Annotated in this window: 13 protein-coding genes and 1 CRISPR repeat array; of the genes, 5 read left to right on the forward strand and 8 right to left on the reverse strand. The window is 52.0% G+C overall.

The genetic code is table 11. The features are described 5' to 3' along the window. Nucleotides 1–11: 11 nt before the first annotated feature. On the reverse strand, nucleotides 12–1,460 hold the full coding sequence (locus J4772_RS08585; RefSeq protein WP_209074896.1) for an ABC transporter substrate-binding protein: 1,449 nt from the start codon (nucleotides 1,458–1,460) through the stop codon (nucleotides 12–14). A 316-nt stretch (nucleotides 1,461–1,776) separates the two neighbouring features. On the opposite strand from J4772_RS08585, the gene J4772_RS08590 reads away from it, so the two are divergent. Continuing rightward, nucleotides 1,777–2,793, forward strand: coding sequence for a LacI family DNA-binding transcriptional regulator (locus tag J4772_RS08590; RefSeq protein ID WP_209074897.1), 1,017 nt, complete (start codon nucleotides 1,777–1,779; stop codon nucleotides 2,791–2,793). 99 nt (nucleotides 2,794–2,892) lie between these two features. Here J4772_RS08590 and J4772_RS08595 read toward each other — a convergent pair whose 3' ends face one another. Continuing rightward, on the reverse strand, nucleotides 2,893–4,269 hold the full coding sequence (locus tag J4772_RS08595) for a DUF4179 domain-containing protein (RefSeq protein ID WP_209074898.1): 1,377 nt from the start codon (nucleotides 4,267–4,269) through the stop codon (nucleotides 2,893–2,895). Further along, the gene (locus J4772_RS08600) at nucleotides 4,241–4,813 is read right to left on the reverse strand and encodes an RNA polymerase sigma factor (protein ID WP_209074899.1); all 573 of its coding nucleotides are present in this window, start codon (nucleotides 4,811–4,813) and stop codon (nucleotides 4,241–4,243) included. Before J4772_RS08600 ends, J4772_RS08595 begins: the two co-directional genes overlap by 29 nt. Nucleotides 4,814–5,080: 267 nt before the next feature. On the opposite strand from J4772_RS08600, the gene J4772_RS08605 reads away from it, so the two are divergent. The 4 genes from J4772_RS08605 to J4772_RS08620 all read left to right on the forward strand — a co-directional run bounded on the left by J4772_RS08605 (nucleotide 5,081) and on the right by J4772_RS08620 (nucleotide 8,466). Continuing rightward, on the forward strand, nucleotides 5,081–5,773 hold the full coding sequence (locus tag J4772_RS08605) for a response regulator transcription factor (RefSeq protein ID WP_209074900.1): 693 nt from the start codon (nucleotides 5,081–5,083) through the stop codon (nucleotides 5,771–5,773). Nucleotides 5,774–5,865: 92 nt separating this feature from the next. Next, nucleotides 5,866–6,792: an ABC transporter ATP-binding protein gene (locus tag J4772_RS08610; protein WP_209074901.1), complete on the forward strand. Its 927-nt coding sequence runs from the start codon at nucleotides 5,866–5,868 to the stop codon at nucleotides 6,790–6,792. Further along, nucleotides 6,785–7,546 (forward strand): ABC transporter permease, encoded by a 762-nt coding sequence (locus J4772_RS08615; RefSeq protein WP_209074902.1) that lies wholly within the window; start codon nucleotides 6,785–6,787, stop codon nucleotides 7,544–7,546. Before J4772_RS08610 ends, J4772_RS08615 begins: the two co-directional genes overlap by 8 nt. 23 nt (nucleotides 7,547–7,569) lie before the next feature. Further along, nucleotides 7,570–8,466, forward strand: a complete 897-nt coding sequence (locus J4772_RS08620; protein WP_209074903.1) for a sensor histidine kinase — start codon at nucleotides 7,570–7,572, stop codon at nucleotides 8,464–8,466. A gap of 244 nt (nucleotides 8,467–8,710) precedes the next feature. Continuing rightward, nucleotides 8,711–10,508: direct repeats of the CRISPR family, unit length 32 nt; unit sequence GTCACTCCCTATACGGGAGTGTGGATTGAAAC. A 148-nt stretch (nucleotides 10,509–10,656) separates the two neighbouring features. Here the strand turns inward: J4772_RS08620 and J4772_RS08625 are convergent. From J4772_RS08625 to J4772_RS08645, 5 genes are all read right to left on the reverse strand, one after another. Next, nucleotides 10,657–13,062, reverse strand: coding sequence for a hypothetical protein (locus J4772_RS08625; protein WP_209074904.1), 2,406 nt, complete (start codon nucleotides 13,060–13,062; stop codon nucleotides 10,657–10,659). A gap of 62 nt (nucleotides 13,063–13,124) precedes the next feature. Then, nucleotides 13,125–14,738 (reverse strand): extracellular solute-binding protein, encoded by a 1,614-nt coding sequence (locus J4772_RS08630; RefSeq protein WP_209074905.1) that lies wholly within the window; start codon nucleotides 14,736–14,738, stop codon nucleotides 13,125–13,127. Between the two features lie 47 nt (nucleotides 14,739–14,785). Beyond that, entirely contained in the window at nucleotides 14,786–15,682 is an 897-nt protein-coding gene (locus J4772_RS08635) for a carbohydrate ABC transporter permease (protein ID WP_116065458.1), read from the reverse strand. Nucleotides 15,683–15,706: 24 nt separating this feature from the next. After that, the gene (locus J4772_RS08640) at nucleotides 15,707–16,651 is read right to left on the reverse strand and encodes an ABC transporter permease (RefSeq protein ID WP_209074906.1); all 945 of its coding nucleotides are present in this window, start codon (nucleotides 16,649–16,651) and stop codon (nucleotides 15,707–15,709) included. A gap of 155 nt (nucleotides 16,652–16,806) precedes the next feature. Beyond that, nucleotides 16,807–18,525, reverse strand: coding sequence for a sensor histidine kinase (locus tag J4772_RS08645; RefSeq protein WP_209074907.1), 1,719 nt, complete (start codon nucleotides 18,523–18,525; stop codon nucleotides 16,807–16,809). Between the last annotated feature and the right edge of the window lies 1 nt (nucleotide 18,526).

The following is an 18,526-nucleotide window of genomic DNA, read 5'->3' on the forward strand; positions in this document are numbered from 1 at the left end:
AGTTCAAAATACTACTGTTCTGCGTTCCATTCCGGATGATTTTTGACGGCTTCTTCCGCAAATTTCTTCAGGTTTTTTCCGAAGTCCTCCAAAAATTCATCCGCCGTCGCTTTGCCTGCCAAAAATTCCTGCTGTTTCTTCAACCATCTGTCTTTTTGCTCCGGTGTGAATTCATTGGCGTGGAAACCCATATTCTCGTCATTTCCGAAGGACTCCATGATCGGCTTCAAAATTTCAGGAACTTCAACGTCCGATACGACCGGAATGAGGTTGAGATCCTCGGCAAGCACCTTGGCTCCCCCATCGGGGGCAGTCAAGTATTGCAAGAATTCAACAGATGCCCCGTCCGCCTTATTGTCTTTGGCATTTCGGCTGACGGCAAAGCTCGGCGTCGAACCGATCTTGTATTTATAGCGGACATCTTGACCGAACTTCGAATAAGCCGTGTCCAGATAAGGCATCGGCGCCACGCCGTAGTTGACGGGGTAACCGCCTTGCTGATGTTGATTCGGATACCAGCTGCCGTTAAGCACCATCGCGGATTTTCCGTCGTTGAAGATCCCCTCAAACTCCCAGCTGGCGCTGTTGAAGCCTTCGTTAAAGAAAGGCTTCAAGTCATTCATAAGCCGCAAGTATTCTCTCAATTCCGGGCTGTCCTTCGTCACTTTGTCTGCAAGGACGGCTTCTGCCCATTCCTTCGGTTCCACTTTGCCAGAACCGTTCGTATCCAGTTCAGCCAAGCGCGATTTCCACAAATAGCCGAATACGTCGGAAGCCAGCCAACCCAGATTCCAATCCATGGAGTTTTGAATGCTGAATGGAATGTAGCCCGCATCCTTTGCTTTCTGTGCCACTTCAAGGAATTCAGAAATGGTAGCCGGCGGCTGCGCAACGCCGATTTCGTTGAAGATATCTTTGTTGTAATACAAGTTCACCGTGACGACCTGCGTTGGAATGCCGAACAGACGGGGATTGTTCGCATCGGTCTTATCAATCGCCGATTCGATCAGTCCTGGAAGAAACGATTCTTTCCACGGCTTGTTCGTGTAGGGGCTGACTTCGTCCAAATAAGGCAGCAGATCGACAATCCAGCCGTTTTTGTATGCATCCGCAAATTTCGAAGTGCCGCTTACAATTTCAGGTTCGGAGTGGGCGATGAATTGAGCTTGTAACCAGCTCTCTGATTCCTGCGCCGGGATGTACTTCAAGGTGGCCTTATTTCCGGACTTTTCATTGTAATCGGCTACAATTTTTTCGTAGGAGGGCCACGCGTATTCCCCTTGGTTATGAACGATAGTAAAGGCAACAGGCGATTTGGATTCGACAGGTGCAGAGCTCGCGGGTGAAGCGGAAGTCTCGGACGAACCTGGAGATTCGCTTGAACCAGAATTACCGCTGCATGCGGACAGAGTCGTCACGATCAGCGCAGAAGTCAAACAAACGGTACCGAACTTTTTCATTGGCTGTCATCCCCTTATGAGTTGTGTCTCTTGTTAAGCTTTTTGGAATCTGGTTTGGTACAGATCAAATTCTGACGCGTTCTTCTGTCTCCCCTTCCCGCTTCATCAAAATGTTAACGTTAACACTCGAATCGATCATAACAACAGAGGAAAGCGTTGTCAATAACCCCAACACTGATTTTATATAACGAAATTGTGCATGTTTCTGCCGTAAATACTTGTAATTTCACGCCATAACGCGTAAGCTTAGTAAAGAAATACGATACGTTCCATAACAAATGTTAACGATGACAAATATAGAATGGGGCTTCTGTAAATGGCTAGTACAATTACCGACGTTGCCAAATTGGCAGGCGTGTCTGCGCAAACGGTATCCAGAACAATTAATACCCCTGAACTGGTCAGCAAAAAAACGTTGGACAAAGTTCAACGCGCTATCCATGCGCTCGATTATCATCCCAATCTCACTGCCCGTCTTCTTGTTAACAACAAAGTACGATCGATTGGCCTCTTCATGCCGTTTTCGAGCGATCAGGTCAAACAAAGTCTGTTTTTCTCTACCCTTTCGGCCGCTATTTGCCAGTTTTGTTCCCAGAATAATTTAATTATGCAGATGTTTACGTCCATGTCGCGAGAGGATTCCAGCCGGTTATTTGTGAAATTGTTCAAAGAACGGCAAGTCGGAGGTTTGATTTTAACTTGTCCTTCCGTCAGCAATGAAGAATTGATTCATCTTCTGTCAGAGAAAATTCCGTTCATCATCGTGGGCCGGCCGGGTATCCTGACCGCACAAATTCCCTATGTAGACGTCGATAATGTCAAAGCCGGCAGTATTGCCATAGAACATTTAATAAAATTCGGGCATCGGAGAATCGGATTTCTGAATGGGCCGTCTAATATGACGCTTTCTACCGACCTCCGCGAGGGTGTAACGGCCGTTTCCCGAACTCTCCCCGAGCTTGAAATGATGGAATCAGAGACAAATCTAACACTGGAATGCGGCTATATCGAAGCACTAAAGCTTCTGCGATCGGAACGTCGCCCTACGGCGATCTTCACCGCGGACGATCTTCTGGCGGTCGGAGTCAAGAAAGCGGCCGATGAATTGAACCTTCGCATCCCTGAAGATTTATCCATCATCAGCGGTGTACAAAACGGTTGGGGACTTATTCTGCCATTCAAATTAACGCATGTGGATACACAATTTGAAAAGTTGGGGGATATTGCGGCCCAGCACATGGCGCGCCATATTTTAGATGAGGAACCCATTAACCTTTCTAAGTTGCTGGAAGTTCGACTGGTGGAAGGGCAGTCTTGTGGACCCGTTCTCTGATCGAATAGGTTTCTGCGGTTTAAGGGGATTCATGAAGGCTTCCATTTCCGCCACAGCCACAGTCAATAGGCGCTCCCGGTGGGAGCGCCTTTTTGTGACCTACTCACGAACCGCAACACTTACCGCAAGTTCCTCCTGCAACTCAAGATCCGTCTGAGGCATTGTCCCTAGGAAATAGAGCTGCGACGCATCCAATGCAGGATATTCCAGAATGTACTCGTAAGAGGTATCGCTGACTCTAGTCCGCTTCCCATTATCCGAGATAAACCGCTGTCCATCCGGCGTCTCCAGCCAAAGCGAGGCGTATTGCGAATACGGGTTCTTACCTTTCACTTCGTAGTGGATCAACGTTTTATCCTGCCTAAACTCGACGTTCTGAACAACAATCTCTCCTACCTCTCCCTGTGACAACACGATCGGATAATCGGTCGTTAGCTTGGCTGTAACTTTCTTCTCTGTATCCTTTTTTCCCACCAACAAGTTGTAAGGCGTGACCTCCACCCTTGTCGTACCTGGAGGAAGCGGAACAAATCGAACTGTCCCTTCCACCGTTCCATTCTTGCCGACTGTAAAAGCTATATCCAGCATTTCAATCAACATTCCTCTATCATCCTTAAGCTGAAAACCTAACCACTCCGTATTGCCGGAATAGAGAAAATCCACTTTCGTCGTCACCGGAGTCGCCATATATCCGGTCAGTTGAAAGCGATCTCCTTTCCAACTCGCCGAGTAGCCGTCGGCAAGCGAAATATATTCGCTGTCAGCGATACGATTTTCAACGTTCATCTTAAAGCCCCATTCGCCGCTGACTTTCGTTTGGTTTCCTTCATTCATACCGCTCACACCGCCAATTAGAAGCTCTAGCTCGAAGCGGTCCTCCTTCTCCGGCTCATCCAAATCGATCGTCATAATTCCAGCAGCATGTTTGGCATCAAGAAGATGCGGTTGGGCGCCTGGTCTGGCATCGGGGCGAAAAACACCATTAATGCTAACTCTGACATTTTCCAAAAAGATCAAATGATTCGCCTGTTCCGAAACAATCTCGTAACCTATTGACAATCTCGCACCGTCATAAAGAACGTCTTGCAGCTTAATTGTGACTCCCTGATCATTGGCTTCCTCGTTTACCCCGGAAGAAAGCCCAGACTTTTGACCGATTACGATTCCGCTATCTCCTGCAAAATCAAAAATATTCCCCTCAAATACCTTCCCGATAACTGGAATTTTTCGCAATTGCTCTGCCGAAGCTGGGAAAATGGACAACAGGCTGATTAGCGCAACTACAGATATGACCATGCTGATCGCAGCAAGAAGTCGTCTGGAACGACGAGCGTTAGCCTTCTCCGGAAAAACCTCTTTTGTCGTGTCTAGCTCTTCCAATACCCGAGCCTTCAACTGAATTTGAGGCAATCTGGTCTCGCCAAATTTTCGTTGCAGCTCCTGCTCCTCAGTAAGAAAGACTTCGGCTTTGTTCATCGGACTCTCCCTCCTTTTCAGTCAACCCGTTTTTAAGCTTCCGTTTCGCCCTCTCGTATCTTTTGCGAACCGCCGCGTAGCTCATATTGAGCTGTTCTGCAATATCCTCGAATCGATTCTCCTCCACAATCCGCAGCAAAATAATATGCCTGTCCTCCGGATTCAGACGCAGCATCGCCAGACGAAGCTCGGCATTGTATTCTACATCTGGCACCGGATGCGATTCTACTACCGGGGCCGTCCTCACAAAAAGACGGATTAGACGCTCATAGGTTTTAGCCCGCTTCAGTTTGTTCAGGCACTCTCGATAAGCGATTTTATACAACCACGCCCCGAAATTAGTCCCTTCCTGGTACTGCTCAAGTCGTTCAAACCCTTTGATGAACACGTCCTGCGCAACATCCTCCGCTTCCTGCATTTGCCCCAACATATGAAAACAATATCGAAAAATTCGCTGCTGATAGACTTCGACCAGCCTGCCGTAACTTTCCCTCTCTCCTTGCTTTACGGCCATTACAATTTGTTCCGTCTCTGTCCGTTCCACGCTCTGCCTCCTTTCTCATTGACTCGATTCGTTTATGTAACAATCTCACCTTGTATTTTGGGACACCTTCGTCTCTGTTTCTTTTAACACGGCATAGCTTTGCACCCCAGAAGTATATCTCCCACAACCCTTTAGGAAAAGCTTATAATAGGATTGATAGTCCATATCTTCAATCAGATCCATTCTTTCCATAGTGAACGTAGAGTCACTCCCCCACGTGAGTACGAATTGAAACCAGAACAGCTCCCTGCGATGAAAGGAGAAGAAATGACCAAACCTGTACATATCCTTGTTGCAGAGGACGATAGCGAAATTAGTCAGTTGCTCTGCGGCATTATCAAGAAAAGCGGATACACCCCGCAACCGGCCTTTTCGGGGACAGAGGCGCTTCTCTATCTGGAGCAACGGCAATGGAGCATGCTGCTGCTCGATCTTATGTTGCCTGGAATGACTGGCGAGGAATTGCTTCAACGAATCGACAGAAATGGCGATATGCCCGTTATTATCATTTCGGCCAAAGGTGAGCCGCAGACCAAAGTGACCGCGCTGCGCGGGGGAGCGGACGATTTCATTACGAAACCGTTCGACATAGAGGAAGTATCGGCACGAATCGACTCTCAACTGCGGCTGTACGCACGAATCGCCCAACCGGCTTTGCCCAACGTGCTCTGTCACAAGGAGCTTATGCTGGACCGCGATGCGATGTCGATCTCTGTGAACGACATCAAGCTCACGCTCACAAGTCGAGAATATGAGATTCTTGCCTTGCTGTTGTCCTCTCCGAAGAAGGTATTCACAAAAGCCAATTTGTACGAGAGCGTCTGGCAGGAACCCTACCACGGAGACGACAATACCGTTAACGTCCATATTAGCAACTTACGCAACAAGCTAGCCAAGGCCGCTCCCGGGAAAGATTTTATCGAGACCGTGTGGGGTATGGGTTATCGACTCAAGCCCTAAGTGCCTTAAGAGATTCTTAATGTTTCGCTTAAGCACTTCTTATCTCTTCATTTCTATACTTGGTCTATCACAAGAAGGAGGCCAAGACGATCATGCACCAATACGTATTGCAAACCAATCAACTCACCAAAAAATTCAAAGGACACGCGGCGCTCGACAAAGTCAACCTATCCATTCGAAAAGGCGCCATCTACGGGTTTATCGGACAGAACGGAGCCGGGAAATCTACGTTGATCCGCATCGTGACCGGACTTGCTTTCCCGACCGACGGCTCGATCGAGTTGTTCGGTTCCGGTGAAAATAAAGCGTTGATTCAAGCCCGCAAGCGGATCGGCTCCATCATTGAAAGTCCCGCCCTGTTTCCTCATATGACCGCCGCCGAGAACTTGGAAGCGAACCGCATTTTGCGCGGCATCCCCGGTAAAGAGTGCGTCCCCAGAATGCTTCAGCAGGTCGGACTGCACGGGGTCGGCAAGAAAAAAGCAAAAAACTTCTCCCTCGGCATGAAGCAACGACTGGGGCTTGCAATCGCCTTGCTTGGCGATCCCGAATTTCTGATTCTGGATGAGCCGACGAACGGGCTGGACCCGATGGGCGTTGTGGAAATGCGCGAGTTGATCAAACGCCTAAATCGTGAGCTTGGCATTACAATTCTCATATCCAGCCATATTCTGAGCGAACTGCATCAGATGGCAAGTCATTACGGCATCATTCATCACGGCCAGTTGCTGGAACAGCTTACCGCCCAAGAATTAGAGGAGAAGTGCCAGCAATACGTCATGATCAAAGTAGACAACCCGGACAAGGCCGCTGCCGTTATTCAGAATAAGCTGGGCACCGCCGACTTCGAAGTGATGCAGAATGGGGTTATCAAGCTGTTCAGTCGAATTGAACATCCAAGTAAAATATCATCGTCGCTGTTCGCCGCCGGTCTGGAGATCGAGCAATTTACGCCAATGGGCGAGGATTTGGAGAGTTATTTTACGAAGCGGATCGGAGGTGGTGTTCCGCATGTATAATTTGATTAAAGTCGAGTTCTACAAGCTGCGCAAAAATAGATCGCTCTGGACGCTGCTGCTCGCGCTGGCCGCCCTATCCATCGTATACCCTCTTTTATACTATGTTGATTATAAGACGAGCGGCGAACCCCAGATTAAAGGCGCCGAATTTCTAATCCATTTTATATCCGGGAATGCCTATGTGATCAAGCTCGCTGTAGCTATTCTAGCCGGTTTCTTTATCTCCAACGAGTATTCTTCCGGCGTCATGAAAACAATCGCGTCTTCCGGCAATACCAGAGGACGGCTGTTTACGGCCAAACTGATTGGATTTTCCGTCGGGACGATGGCGCTCTCGCTGGTGTTTCCGTTCGTAAGCACCGTGACGGTCACACTGTTGTCTGGATTTGGCGAACTGCCGGAAGGGAATACGCTGCTTTTTATCCTGCGTGTTTTGGGATTAACCCTGCTGTACGCTACTGGATTCGCATCTATTGGGGCACTGTTCACCGTCATTTTGACCGACAGCGGTAAAACGATCGGCTTTACCATGATTTTCTTCCTTATCATCGATACAGCTTTAGCCGGCTTAGGCTCGAAGATTAATTTCTTTAAGATGCTGTACGACTACTCTATGTTTAAGCTAATCGGAGTAATTGGCAACCCCGTCATCAGCAACTCTGATTTGCCTGCACTTCTGCTTGCGCCAATGCTCACATTTGCTATTGCTGGTTTTCTCGGCGTTCTGGTATATCGTAGAAAAGAAATCAAGTAAATCAGGCGAGGAGGAGTCGGAGCGTGTTTATTCTGTTCATCGTGGCGATTGTGGCAGCCGCACTCCTGCTCTTCCGCCTGATCCTGATTAGACGTGAGTTAGGACGCATAACGAAGCAACTACGCTGCTACAACTCAGGGGAAACCGGCAAGAAAATCGACGTATCCTTATTCGACCGCCGCCTAGAAGCTCTTGCAAGCGAGATTAATCGACAATCCCATCTTATCGTCGAAGCGAATGCCCAAAGAACGCAAATCGAAAACGAACTTCGGCAAGCCATCGCAAACATTTCCCACGATATTCGAACACCCCTGACGTCCATCTTCGGTTATATTCAACTGTTGGAGGCCGAGTCGATTACGCCCGATGAGAAGCTCCAATATGTCACTATCGTGAAAAATCGGACGAAGAGGCTTCAGTCGCTTCTGAACGATTTTTTCGAGCTGTCCGTGATCGAGTCTTTGGATTACCCCCTCAGACCTGACAAAATTGAGCTGACTAACCTAGTCTCCGACATTCTATTCGGTTTTTACGATTCTTTTAATGAACGTGAGATTACGCCGGAAATCCGCTTACCGGATGAGAATGTACATTTGTATGCTGATGAATCAGCTATTCGAAGAGTGGTTGAAAATTTGCTAGCCAACACAATCAAGCATGCAGCCGGCCATGTTCAAATCTGGCTCGAACCAAAGCCGGAGACGGTAGATTTGATTATTGTGAACGATGCCCAAAAGCTTGTCGGAAGCGATGTCCATCTGCTGTTTAACCGATTCTATACTGCGGATCGTACCCGATCCTCTCAAGGATCGGGATTAGGGCTTTCCATCGCCAAAAGCTTGATGAACAAAATGAACGGCTCTCTGACGGCCAAGCTGGACGGGGAAAAACTAACGATGACCTGCAATTGGAAACGGTAGTTTCATTTTTGCTATTAACCTGTCTAGCTTAAAGTATTGGAGAATATCATCTCCTGATCTATACTGAAAATATCTGGTGCGAACCCTAGGCTCACATGTTTTTCCCGGGAGATTCGCACCTCTTACGACACAAGGGTTTTCGGCATTTCGAGCTAATTTACCACTCGCTTTTCCCCATCAAAAATGCTGAGTCGCACTTTTGGGCTCTAAATCCCTTGCCCAGCAAGGGCTCAGCATGCTCGCTGTCACTCCCTTTACGGGGGTGTGGATTGAAACCTTGGTTATGTCGAGAACCGTGTGCTAGAGCGGAGTCACTCCCTTTACGGGGGTGTGGATTGAAACGCCCGAGCGAACTCTTCCGTCAGATAAAGCTCGGTCACTCCCTTTACGGGGGTGTGGATTGAAACTCGTCCGGCCGGAAGATTGCAACCCTACGCTGCGTCACTCCCTTTACGGGGGTGTGGATTGAAACATGATCCGCAAAGAGCGCTAGAGCCGATCGAATGTCACTCCCTTTACGGGGGTGTGGATTGAAACGCGCTTGGTTATCCTGGATGGACCGTGCGTAAGGTCACTCCCTTTACGGGGGTGTGGATTGAAACATTGCGGGAATTAAGCAATACACTCTCACTGAGTCACTCCCTTTACGGGGGTGTGGATTGAAACTGCGAAGCGCTCCCCCCCCCAATGCGGGCGACAGGTCACTCCCTTTACGGGGGTGTGGATTGAAACGCTCGTATAGATGCCGTATTGATCCTTACGCTGGTCACTCCCTTTACGGGGGTGTGGATTGAAACCTGACTTGATTTCGTTTGCTAGTTGAGTCATATGTCACTCCCTTTACGGGGGTGTGGATTGAAACCATCGATTGTTGCTGCATCATCGCCTGTTGTTGTGTCACTCCCTTTACGGGGGTGTGGATTGAAACGGCATGGATAATGCCGCCGGCGCGACGCGCCGTGTCACTCCCTTTACGGGGGTGTGGATTGAAACATACTTTTTACAGCAAACTCGACATTGTTAACAAGTCACTCCCTATACGGGAGTGTGGATTGAAACATGGCCGTCGACTACGATGCACCGACTAGTGATGTCACTCCCTATACGGGAGTGTGGATTGAAACAATCACTTGGAGGTAAAGCATGAGCTTACTTAAAGTCACTCCCTATACGGGAGTGTGGATTGAAACTCAACAACGTGATTGACGGTAAGAATGCCGAGAGTCACTCCCTATACGGGAGTGTGGATTGAAACTCCTCTACGGCTATTAATGCTTCTCTGTACCACGTCACTCCCTATACGGGAGTGTGGATTGAAACATGCGGTTATACATGAGTTCCGAGTCCATGAGCGTCACTCCCTATACGGGAGTGTGGATTGAAACGTTTGTCTACCGGCTGCGCGATGTGTGTCAATCGTCACTCCCTATACGGGAGTGTGGATTGAAACGTCGCGGAGATCCGTGCCGAAGTGGAGCGTGCGGGTCACTCCCTATACGGGAGTGTGGATTGAAACGTCCGTCAGGTCCATGCTGCTTACGTCCACATTGTCACTCCCTATACGGGAGTGTGGATTGAAACTCGAGACGCTCCGGACGAAGCGCCTTATCGGTACGTCACTCCCTATACGGGAGTGTGGATTGAAACGTCACTGTACACGTTAATACTTGAAGTTAGGCTGTCACTCCCTATACGGGAGTGTGGATTGAAACTACCAATTTCGACATGCTCAATCCCCCACTCCCGTCACTCCCTATACGGGAGTGTGGATTGAAACTGGAATGTCGACGGAAAACCGTGGGTCACAGCTCGTCACTCCCTATACGGGAGTGTGGATTGAAACTTTGGTGCTTCCATCTGATTCAATGTCTTAGCAGATCACTCCCTATGCGGGAGTGTGGATTGAAACTCCTTAAAAAAGAAGGGGATCTTAACCATTTGTGGTCACTCCCTATGCGGGAGTGTGGATTGAAACGAGGGGATAAAGTATCTCCCAAACACCCATAAATAGTCACTCCCTATGCGAGAGTATGACTTGAAACTACGCCGACATAGTCTCATCTCCTCATTGTCTGGTCACCCGCTATGCTAAAGAGTAACCCCAACTATCGCCCACGATGCCACACACCAAAACAAAGAGCCGACCGACAGGGCGCCCGAAGATCGGGGACTGGCGATCGGCTCTTCTCACTAGTCGGCGGAGACCGTCTCTGGGTCTCCGTACAACCATACTTTAACGGCGACGTCGGGCTTCGGATCGCCTGTGAACTTGGCGCTGAACGACAGCGTCTGTCCGCCGTGACGGACAGTCGGTGCTTCGGCGGAGGCTTCGACGACGTGGAGCAGGTTGCGGTTCGAGTCGTAGACGCGTCCGGTCCGGGTCCCGTCGCATTCCAGATACTGATTCGCGGCGATTTCCGTATCGAACGTCATATAGACGCCGTCGGTGTAGAAAGTGGGCCGCTGCACCGCGGCGTCCTCGTTGCCGTAGGATGGACGTACGCGCATGGTGAAGCGAAGCGGCTGCTCGGCGTACTTGTTGAATAGCGCCCAATCAGAGCCGCCCGGCTGTCCCGGCTGCTGCTCGGCCGGGGTGCAGACGAGAGGCTTCGTCGCCTGTACCGGATACAAATGCCAACGCTGCGGTCCAACAGGCTCAAGATGCCAGTCCCCTTTCGGTTCGACGAGTCTCTCTCGCTGCTCCGCGCTGAACGCGCCGAGTCGCCGCGCCGTCTCCCATTCCCGCACCGCCGCCAGCAGCGCTTCGATGTTACCGTTACGCTTCAAAACCTCGTAATCCGCAACAAGCGCGAATCCCGCTCCGAAGCCGGCTGCCTTGGACAGCACCCACTCGATCTCGTCCAGTGCCGTCGACTCGAAGCGGTCGGACGACGAGCGAACGAGGAACCATCCGAGCATGGGCGGAATAAAATTACGCTCGAAATACCGCTGATTGCTGAGCCGCCACTCCAACTGCCCTTCGCGTGTCTCCGCTCCCCACGGTTCGCCCCAGTTGAAGCGGGTGGCCATATGCCACAGGTAATTCGGCACGACGATGCTCGCGTCGTTGATCACTTCCCGTCCCCAGCGCCGATATTGCCGCTCGACGAACTGGACGACCCCGTAATCGTCCTGCCCGGTCGCGTACAATCCCTCCAGACCGTCGAACGAAACCTGCCGAATGTCGGCCTCGTTCATCAGTTCCGCTAGCCGATCGGCATATACGTCCTGCAGCTCCAAATCCGGAAACACGACGTCATACGGATGGTCCCATAGCCGAGCTACCTTCTCTCCTTTGTCATGCTTCGATGCGGCAGTGCCGTGCATGCCCCGCTTTACGCCAAGCAATCGCCACGGCTTTGTCTCCGATACCGTGTCGTATTCCACCAGTTCGCTGCCGATGCGCGCCGTTTTGCGATATAGCGCAACGGTAAACGGCCAAGGCTCGTCGATCGTCAGACTGTCGTCCCGCTCGTCCGCCTCCTCAGCAAGCGCGGCCGTTCCGAGAGGCTGCAGTCGTACGTCCGGCACTGGCGTAACGTAAGAATCGTTTAGCGTCGTAAAATTGCTGAGCGTATGGATGCCGAGCGATACGCCTTCCGCCCTTGCAGCCTCCGAGCAAAGCCGCAACCCTTCATCGCCTCTCGGGAAGCTGCCGCGCTTCAGCTTGAAGTGCCCCCATTGCTCGAAAGGATCGGGGTGATAGACGTAACTCAGTCCGGCAAGCTTGGCGTATTGGACCGCCTTCCCGATCGTCTCTTCCGTAAAAGCGGTAATCAAGTAGGATTGATTGGCTGCCGGAGACGTCTTCCCCCACTGCCCTTCGATAATCGGGTGAGGAAGATCTTCCCCCAACTCGATCTGCTCTATCGTTTCTAGCACCTCTTCGACGGGACAACCGAACAAAGCAATCCCGCTCCCGACAATGACCGCATCCTCGCCCTCAAACGGCAGAACTTCGGTGGCCGGCACGTTCCACGCCTTGCGGACCGAGCGCTTCGTCCGATCGCGGGCATATGCTTGCAGTGCGCTGCCGCCGTCCACCGTCGGCCAGGCAGTACAAACCGGATATTCGAATTTGTTGTCCGACACCCGACGACCGTTCGGGTCCGGAGCGTCCCCCTCGCTGTACGACGGCGCCATGTACGCCAATCTTTCCAGCTCCAGCGGCCAGCCGCCAACCGTCTTCGCGTTCAGCACCTGAAGGCCGATCGCGAATCGGCCGTCGTGCACAACGCCGACCGACTCTCCGATTGAACCGCCGATACATGTACGGAACGGCCCCCATATGACTGCATCCGGGCTGCCCGACTCGATGGTCAGCACCTCCAGCAGCGCGTATCCATCCCGTACAACAACGCCCACCTTGATCTTCGTCCCGTTCGGATACGTCAGCATCAGCGCTTCGGTTCTGTCTTCCTGTTCACAGACCGCCGGCGCCTGTATTTCCCCGTCCTGCACGAGCTGCAGCAGCGGCGACGCATACATCGTCATAGGCAAGCCGTCGGAAGCGCCGACCTTGTCGGCCTGAAGCCGAACCTCTCCGCGCTCGTTGATCTCCAGTACAAGCTGATCTGCTCGAATGTGATAAGTCATCGAAGCTCCTCCTCCAGAAGAAGGCTGCCGCCATCCAGCGGACAGCCTTCCGCGAAGCCATATTATTTCAAATATTGATCATAGATTTGCTGGGCCTCTTCGAGCACTTTGTCTCCGCCCATCTTCTTCCACTCGGCCACAAATCCGTCGAACTCGTTCAGCGATTTGCGTCCCGTAATAATATCGATATAAGTCGTCAACGTAAATTGCTTCAGCTTATCCTGGTTTTCGTTGTAGATCGGCTTGCTGAACGGCGCCAGGATATCGATCACGCGCGAACCCTGAGCACGGGTATCCTTGGCCAACTGGCGCAAGCTCTCATCCGACGTGTACGACGTTTGAAAATCGTAATCGTTAAACGATCCGGCCATAGAATAAGCAACGATGCCCGCTTTCTTGCGCTCGTCTTCGTTGTCGTAAGGCGGTAGGAACTCGATGGTTCCCTTGTCGCTCCGCTTCCAATGCGTGCCTTCAATTCCGAAATTCATTGCCTCGTACGAATCGGGCTCGAACTGAGTCGCTTCGAACACTTGCATGTAGCGAATCATTTTCGCCTGATCCTGCTCGAGCTGCTTGCCGAACATGACGCCTGACGCGAACGCCGGATTGTATTGCGAAATGCCCCAATTGCCGTCCGGTCCTTTGACGCCGCCCGTAGTCGCGAAGGCGAAATCCGGATTTTGCGCCTTGAGCTTGTCGTACCACTGCTCGCCGCCAAGGAACGCGCTGCCCGGCAGGAACGCCCACCAGTAAAACTCGATGGCCCCGATTTTGCCGCCAAGCACTTTGTCCTCGACGTTATTGCCTTTGTTGACGACGAATTCCGGATCGATCAATTCGTTCTTGTACCAGCGGTTGAGCACTTCCAATGCCTGCTTCGCTCCCGGTTCGATATCACCGCGAACGATCTTCCCGTCCTTCTCGCGGAAGATGTTCGGATAGGCATCGAATGCGCCGAAGACGGTGCTCATCATCGACTCGATGTTGTCTCCGGCCGAGGTGATGCCGTACGTATCCTTCTGGCCGTTGCCGTCCGGATCGTCGTTGCGGAACTTCGTGAGCGCTTCTTCCATCTCCTCCAGCGTTTCCGGCGTTTTCGCTATGCCGACCTTCTTCAGCCAGTCCTCGCGGAAAGCTAACTGCAAGCCGTCGATGCCGATGTCCCAGATAACCGGGAGTGCGTAGATTTTGCCTTCTCGGCGCACGTACTGGAACGGATCGTCGCCAAGGTAGCGCTTCAGCCAGGCCACGTATTTCGGCATGTACTGCTCGACGAGCTCCTGCGGAATTTCCGCCGCCACGCTCTGCTGCAGCAGCTTGTCGTAATCCGGGAACGACGGCTCCTTCCACCAGTCCGGAATGTCGTTCGAAGCCAACATCAAATTCAATTTCTCTTTCATCGCTTCCCGGGTCGTCGAGATGTAGTCGACCTCGATGTTCAGCTTCTGCTGCAGCGCCGTGACCCCTGGGGAGCTCTTCACGGCCGTTCCGTCGAGATCCCAGAACGTCAACTTCATCGGAGCCTCGAGAGAGGCGCTTTCGCTAGAACCCGCGCTGTTGCTTGGCGAAGCGCTCGGGCTCGAGTTGCCTCCGTTATTGTTCCCGCTGCACGCCGACAGCAACGTTGCCGTAAGCGCGATTGCCAATGCGAGGGACAGCCAGCCTTTCTTTTTCATCTGTAACCAACCCTTTCCCTTATCATGGTTATCTATTAAATGGGGCCTTACCCCTTAATAGCGCCGATCATGACACCTTTGACGAAATACTTCTGAATGAAAGGATAAACGACCAGCATCGGAATGATCGAGAACATAATAACAGTGGCCTGCAATTGCCTGCCCGAGAAAGCTGTCGCTTTGCCGATGCTGTTGATCACGTTGTTGATGTCGGACATATCGTTCTGGATGACGATTTTACGTAAAATGACCTGCAGTACCTGCTTGCCCGGATCGTTTACGTAGATCATCGCATCGAACCAGGCGTTCCAATGGCCGACTCCAACCCATAGCGCGATCGTGGCGAGCACCGGTTTAGAGAGCGGAAGGACGATTCGGAAAAAGATCATCGCATAGCCTGCACCGTCGACGCGAGCAGATTCCTCAATCTCCTCGGGAATGCCGCGAAAAAAGTTGCGCATGATGAGCACGTTAAACGCGCCGATCATTCCGGGAATCACAAGCGCCCACAGCGTGTTGATCATGTTCAGCTCTTTAATGAGCAGGTAAGTCGGGATCAACCCGCCCCCGAACAGCATCGTGAACAAAATAATGCCGGTAAAAACGCCGTTAAACGGCAAATCCCGTTTGGCTAGCGGATACGAGGTCAGCGCGGTGAAGAATACAGCCAGCAGCACGCCCACTACCGTTCTCAGTATCGTGTTGCCATAGCCGGTCCACAACTCGGCAAAATCGAACGCCAGTTTATAGCTTGCGAGCGTCAGCTCCTTCGGCCACAAAATCATCCCCGACGCATAGGCGGCTCCGCCGGCTCCTCCGCCGTCCAGCGAAATGACGACCTGCGTCCAGAATGGATACACCGTAATTATCATAACGACCGCCATCGCTGCATACAGCACTACATCGACCACCCGGTCTCCGCGCGACTTTTTCACGTTGATCATCGTCTTCTGCCTCCCTCTTCCGGCTTACCACAGCGCATGATCGCGTCCGCCCAGCCGCTTGACGACCTGATTGACGACAACGATCAGGACAAGCGCCACCGCCGACTTGAACAATCCGACTGCCGTCGCGTAGCTGTAGTTCATCTCCAGCAGACCTTTGCGGTATACGTACGTGTCGATAATGTCCGCGACCCTGTAAACCTTGACGTTGTACATATTGAAAATTTGATCGAAGCCCGCGTCCAGAATGCCCGACATCGAGAGGATCAGCATGATCGCGATGACCGGAGCCAGCATCGGAATCGAGATGCGGATCATTCGCTGGAACCGACCCGCTCCGTCCATAATGGCCGCTTCGTGAAGCTGCGGATCGATGTTCGTAATCGCTGCGAAGTAGATGATCGAGCCCCAGCCGAAGCCTTGGTAGATGCTCGTCGCAACGAGAATCGAACGGAAATACCGGTCGTCCGCCAAGAAGAGAACGGGATCGCCGCCAAGCAGCTTAACGATCGAGTTGACCGGGCCCTCAAGCGAGAAGACGGTGAAAAAAATACCTCCGAGCACCACCCACGACATAAAATGCGGCAAATACGAAACGGTCTGCACCAGCTTCTTGTACTTGGCGCTCACGATCTCGCTCATCAGCAGAGCGAACACAATCGGAATCGGAAAACCGAAGACCAGCTTGTATAAGCTGATGACAAGCGTGTTTTCCAGAATCGTGTAAAAGTAGCTGTCCGAGAATACGGTTTCAAAATGCTTCAGCCCCGCCCACGGGCTGCCGACGATGCCTTCCGTCAGCTTGTAATCCTTAAACGCCAGCAGAACGCCGTACATTGGGGCATAGTGGAAAATCGCATAATACGCCATGGCCGGAACCATCATCAGCAGAAGCACCCGATATCGCTTGATGAGGCGCACTCGTTCGGATTGTATCCGCTTTCCGTTAATCGATGCCGTTTTGTTCATCCTGTCGCCTCCCCCTGCGTTTCACTATATCAGCGGCGAAGCCAAAAAGAATTATCAAAGAATTTAGAAACGCTTCGGTTTTTTACGCACTTTCCAAAAAGTCCTCCAAAACGAAAGGATCTCGCCTCCCCGCAGCCCGGCGGAGATTGGAGATCCTATTTGTCGTCGGTATCCGGAAAATAAGGAGGAACCGTTAGTTCAATCGTCGTTCCCTCCTCGGGTTCGCTCGCGATGGAGATTCCGTATTCTTCTCCGAATTTCAGCTTGACCCGTTCGTTCACATTCTTGAGACCGTAGCCGCCCGATTGCGTGGAGGCTGCGGCGCGAACCAGTTCCTCGGGCATTCCCGGCCCGTTGTCGCGAACCGTGAATACGATCGCTCCCTCTCGGGCGGCGGCGGAGACGCGCAGCGTTCCCCGGCCGTCGCTCTTCTTGTTCACCCCGTGCTGAATCGCATTTTCGACCAACGGCTGCAAAATCAAATTAATCGTCGAGTAGCGAAGCACCGCCTCGTCAATCTCGAATACAACGTCGAAGCTATAGTCCTGCATAAGCTGAATGACTTCCAGATAGGAGCGGACGTTGTCCAACTCGTCGCGTACAGAGATGATATTGCTGCCGCGATTCAGCGCCGTCCGGTAGAAGCGCGACAACGAAGTTACGGTATGGCTAATATCGTACGCGTCCTTGCGCAGCGCCTTCCAGTTGATGAAAGAAAGCGCATTGTACAGAAAATGCGGATTGATCTGCCATTGCAGCGCCTTGAGCTCGGCTTCCTGCTGCTTGATTTTCCCGTTGTACGATTCTTCGATCAGCTCGTTAATCCGTCCCAGCATGCTGCCGAACCGGTTGGTCAGCTCGCCGATCTCGTCGCGGTCCACGCTGCGCACGTCCAGCGTCAGATTGCCCATCTCGACTTTTTTCATCATCACGTTCAGCGCCAGAATGCGCCGGATCATCGTCCGGGAGAACAGCGTAATGACGGCGAGCATAATCGCGACGCAGATTACGATCATGCCGACGGTGGCGCTTATGATTGAGCCGGCCTCCGTAGCCGCCCGGTCGGCCGGAACGAACCAATAGATCGTCCAGTCGCTTTGCCGCAGCGGTTTTCGGGCCAGAAACAGTCGCGTATCCCCCAGCTTAACCGTCCCGTCCTTCTGCTTAAGCATCTCCTCCGCCGTAAAGCCGGGAAAACGGGCCGCGAAGGCGTTGGCGTAGATCGGGCGTCCTTGCCCGTCGGCGATTACGATGCCATTGTCACGCTGCATGTCGGCCGCGCCAAAAATCGATTCCGCCTTCAAGCTCATATGGACGACATGCGTGTAGGCGCTCCCCAGACTGCGCGGGAATTTCGCCGTCACGAACAGCCCTTCGTCGTAAAACCAGCGGTACTCATTGGGAGGAGCATCCAGCGTCTCCCGGTACCAAGCCTTATCGTCTACGCGCTCGGAAGAGAGTAGAAGCGTGTCGTATTCCGGTACGTCTCCCTGCGCATAGAGCGTTATTTTGGCAATATCGTTGTCCAGGTTTTTCATCATATTGAAGTAGGGAGTCAGGTAGCCGTTCAGATCGCGGGACAGATTGACCAGGTCCAAATAGTCGTTCTCGACGATTTTCTGGAAGGTGACGTTATAGGTAATCGAGCGAAGCGTGTGACTGTATCTCTCAAGCGAGCTGTCGATGCTGCCCGTCACCGTCGTTATGTTCTTATCGATGCCTTCAAGCGTCCGGTAATCCAGCATCTGCCGCGACTGGTTGTACGCATAGATGCCCAAAATCAGGATCGGAATAATGACGACGACCATGTATGAGAGAAACAGCTTGTTCTTGAACCGCATGCGGTTCAACAGTCCGGGCGACGTCTGGTTCATA

The sequence above is a fragment of the Cohnella sp. LGH genome, assembly GCF_017671885.1.
Lineage (GTDB): Bacteria > Bacillota > Bacilli > Paenibacillales > Paenibacillaceae > Cohnella > Cohnella phaseoli.

What these genes read in the sequence shown, in the direction of transcription:
- J4772_RS08615 (WP_209074902.1), top strand. Translation starts at nt 6,785, where the DNA reads ATGTATAATTTGATTAAAGTCGAGTTCTACAAGCTGCGCAAAAATAGA.
- J4772_RS08605 (WP_209074900.1), top strand. Translation starts at nt 5,081, where the DNA reads ATGACCAAACCTGTACATATCCTTGTTGCAGAGGACGATAGCGAAATT.
- J4772_RS08610 (WP_209074901.1), top strand. Translation starts at nt 5,866, where the DNA reads ATGCACCAATACGTATTGCAAACCAATCAACTCACCAAAAAATTCAAA.
- J4772_RS08585 (WP_209074896.1), bottom strand. Translation starts at nt 1,460, where the DNA reads ATGAAAAAGTTCGGTACCGTTTGTTTGACTTCTGCGCTGATCGTGACG.
- J4772_RS08645 (WP_209074907.1), bottom strand. Translation starts at nt 18,525, where the DNA reads ATGAACCAGACGTCGCCCGGACTGTTGAACCGCATGCGGTTCAAGAAC.
- J4772_RS08635 (WP_116065458.1), bottom strand. Translation starts at nt 15,682, where the DNA reads ATGATCAACGTGAAAAAGTCGCGCGGAGACCGGGTGGTCGATGTAGTG.
- J4772_RS08640 (WP_209074906.1), bottom strand. Translation starts at nt 16,651, where the DNA reads ATGAACAAAACGGCATCGATTAACGGAAAGCGGATACAATCCGAACGA.
- J4772_RS08595 (WP_209074898.1), bottom strand. Translation starts at nt 4,269, where the DNA reads ATGAACAAAGCCGAAGTCTTTCTTACTGAGGAGCAGGAGCTGCAACGA.
- J4772_RS08630 (WP_209074905.1), bottom strand. Translation starts at nt 14,738, where the DNA reads ATGAAAAAGAAAGGCTGGCTGTCCCTCGCATTGGCAATCGCGCTTACG.
- J4772_RS08625 (WP_209074904.1), bottom strand. Translation starts at nt 13,062, where the DNA reads ATGACTTATCACATTCGAGCAGATCAGCTTGTACTGGAGATCAACGAG.
- J4772_RS08590 (WP_209074897.1), top strand. Translation starts at nt 1,777, where the DNA reads ATGGCTAGTACAATTACCGACGTTGCCAAATTGGCAGGCGTGTCTGCG.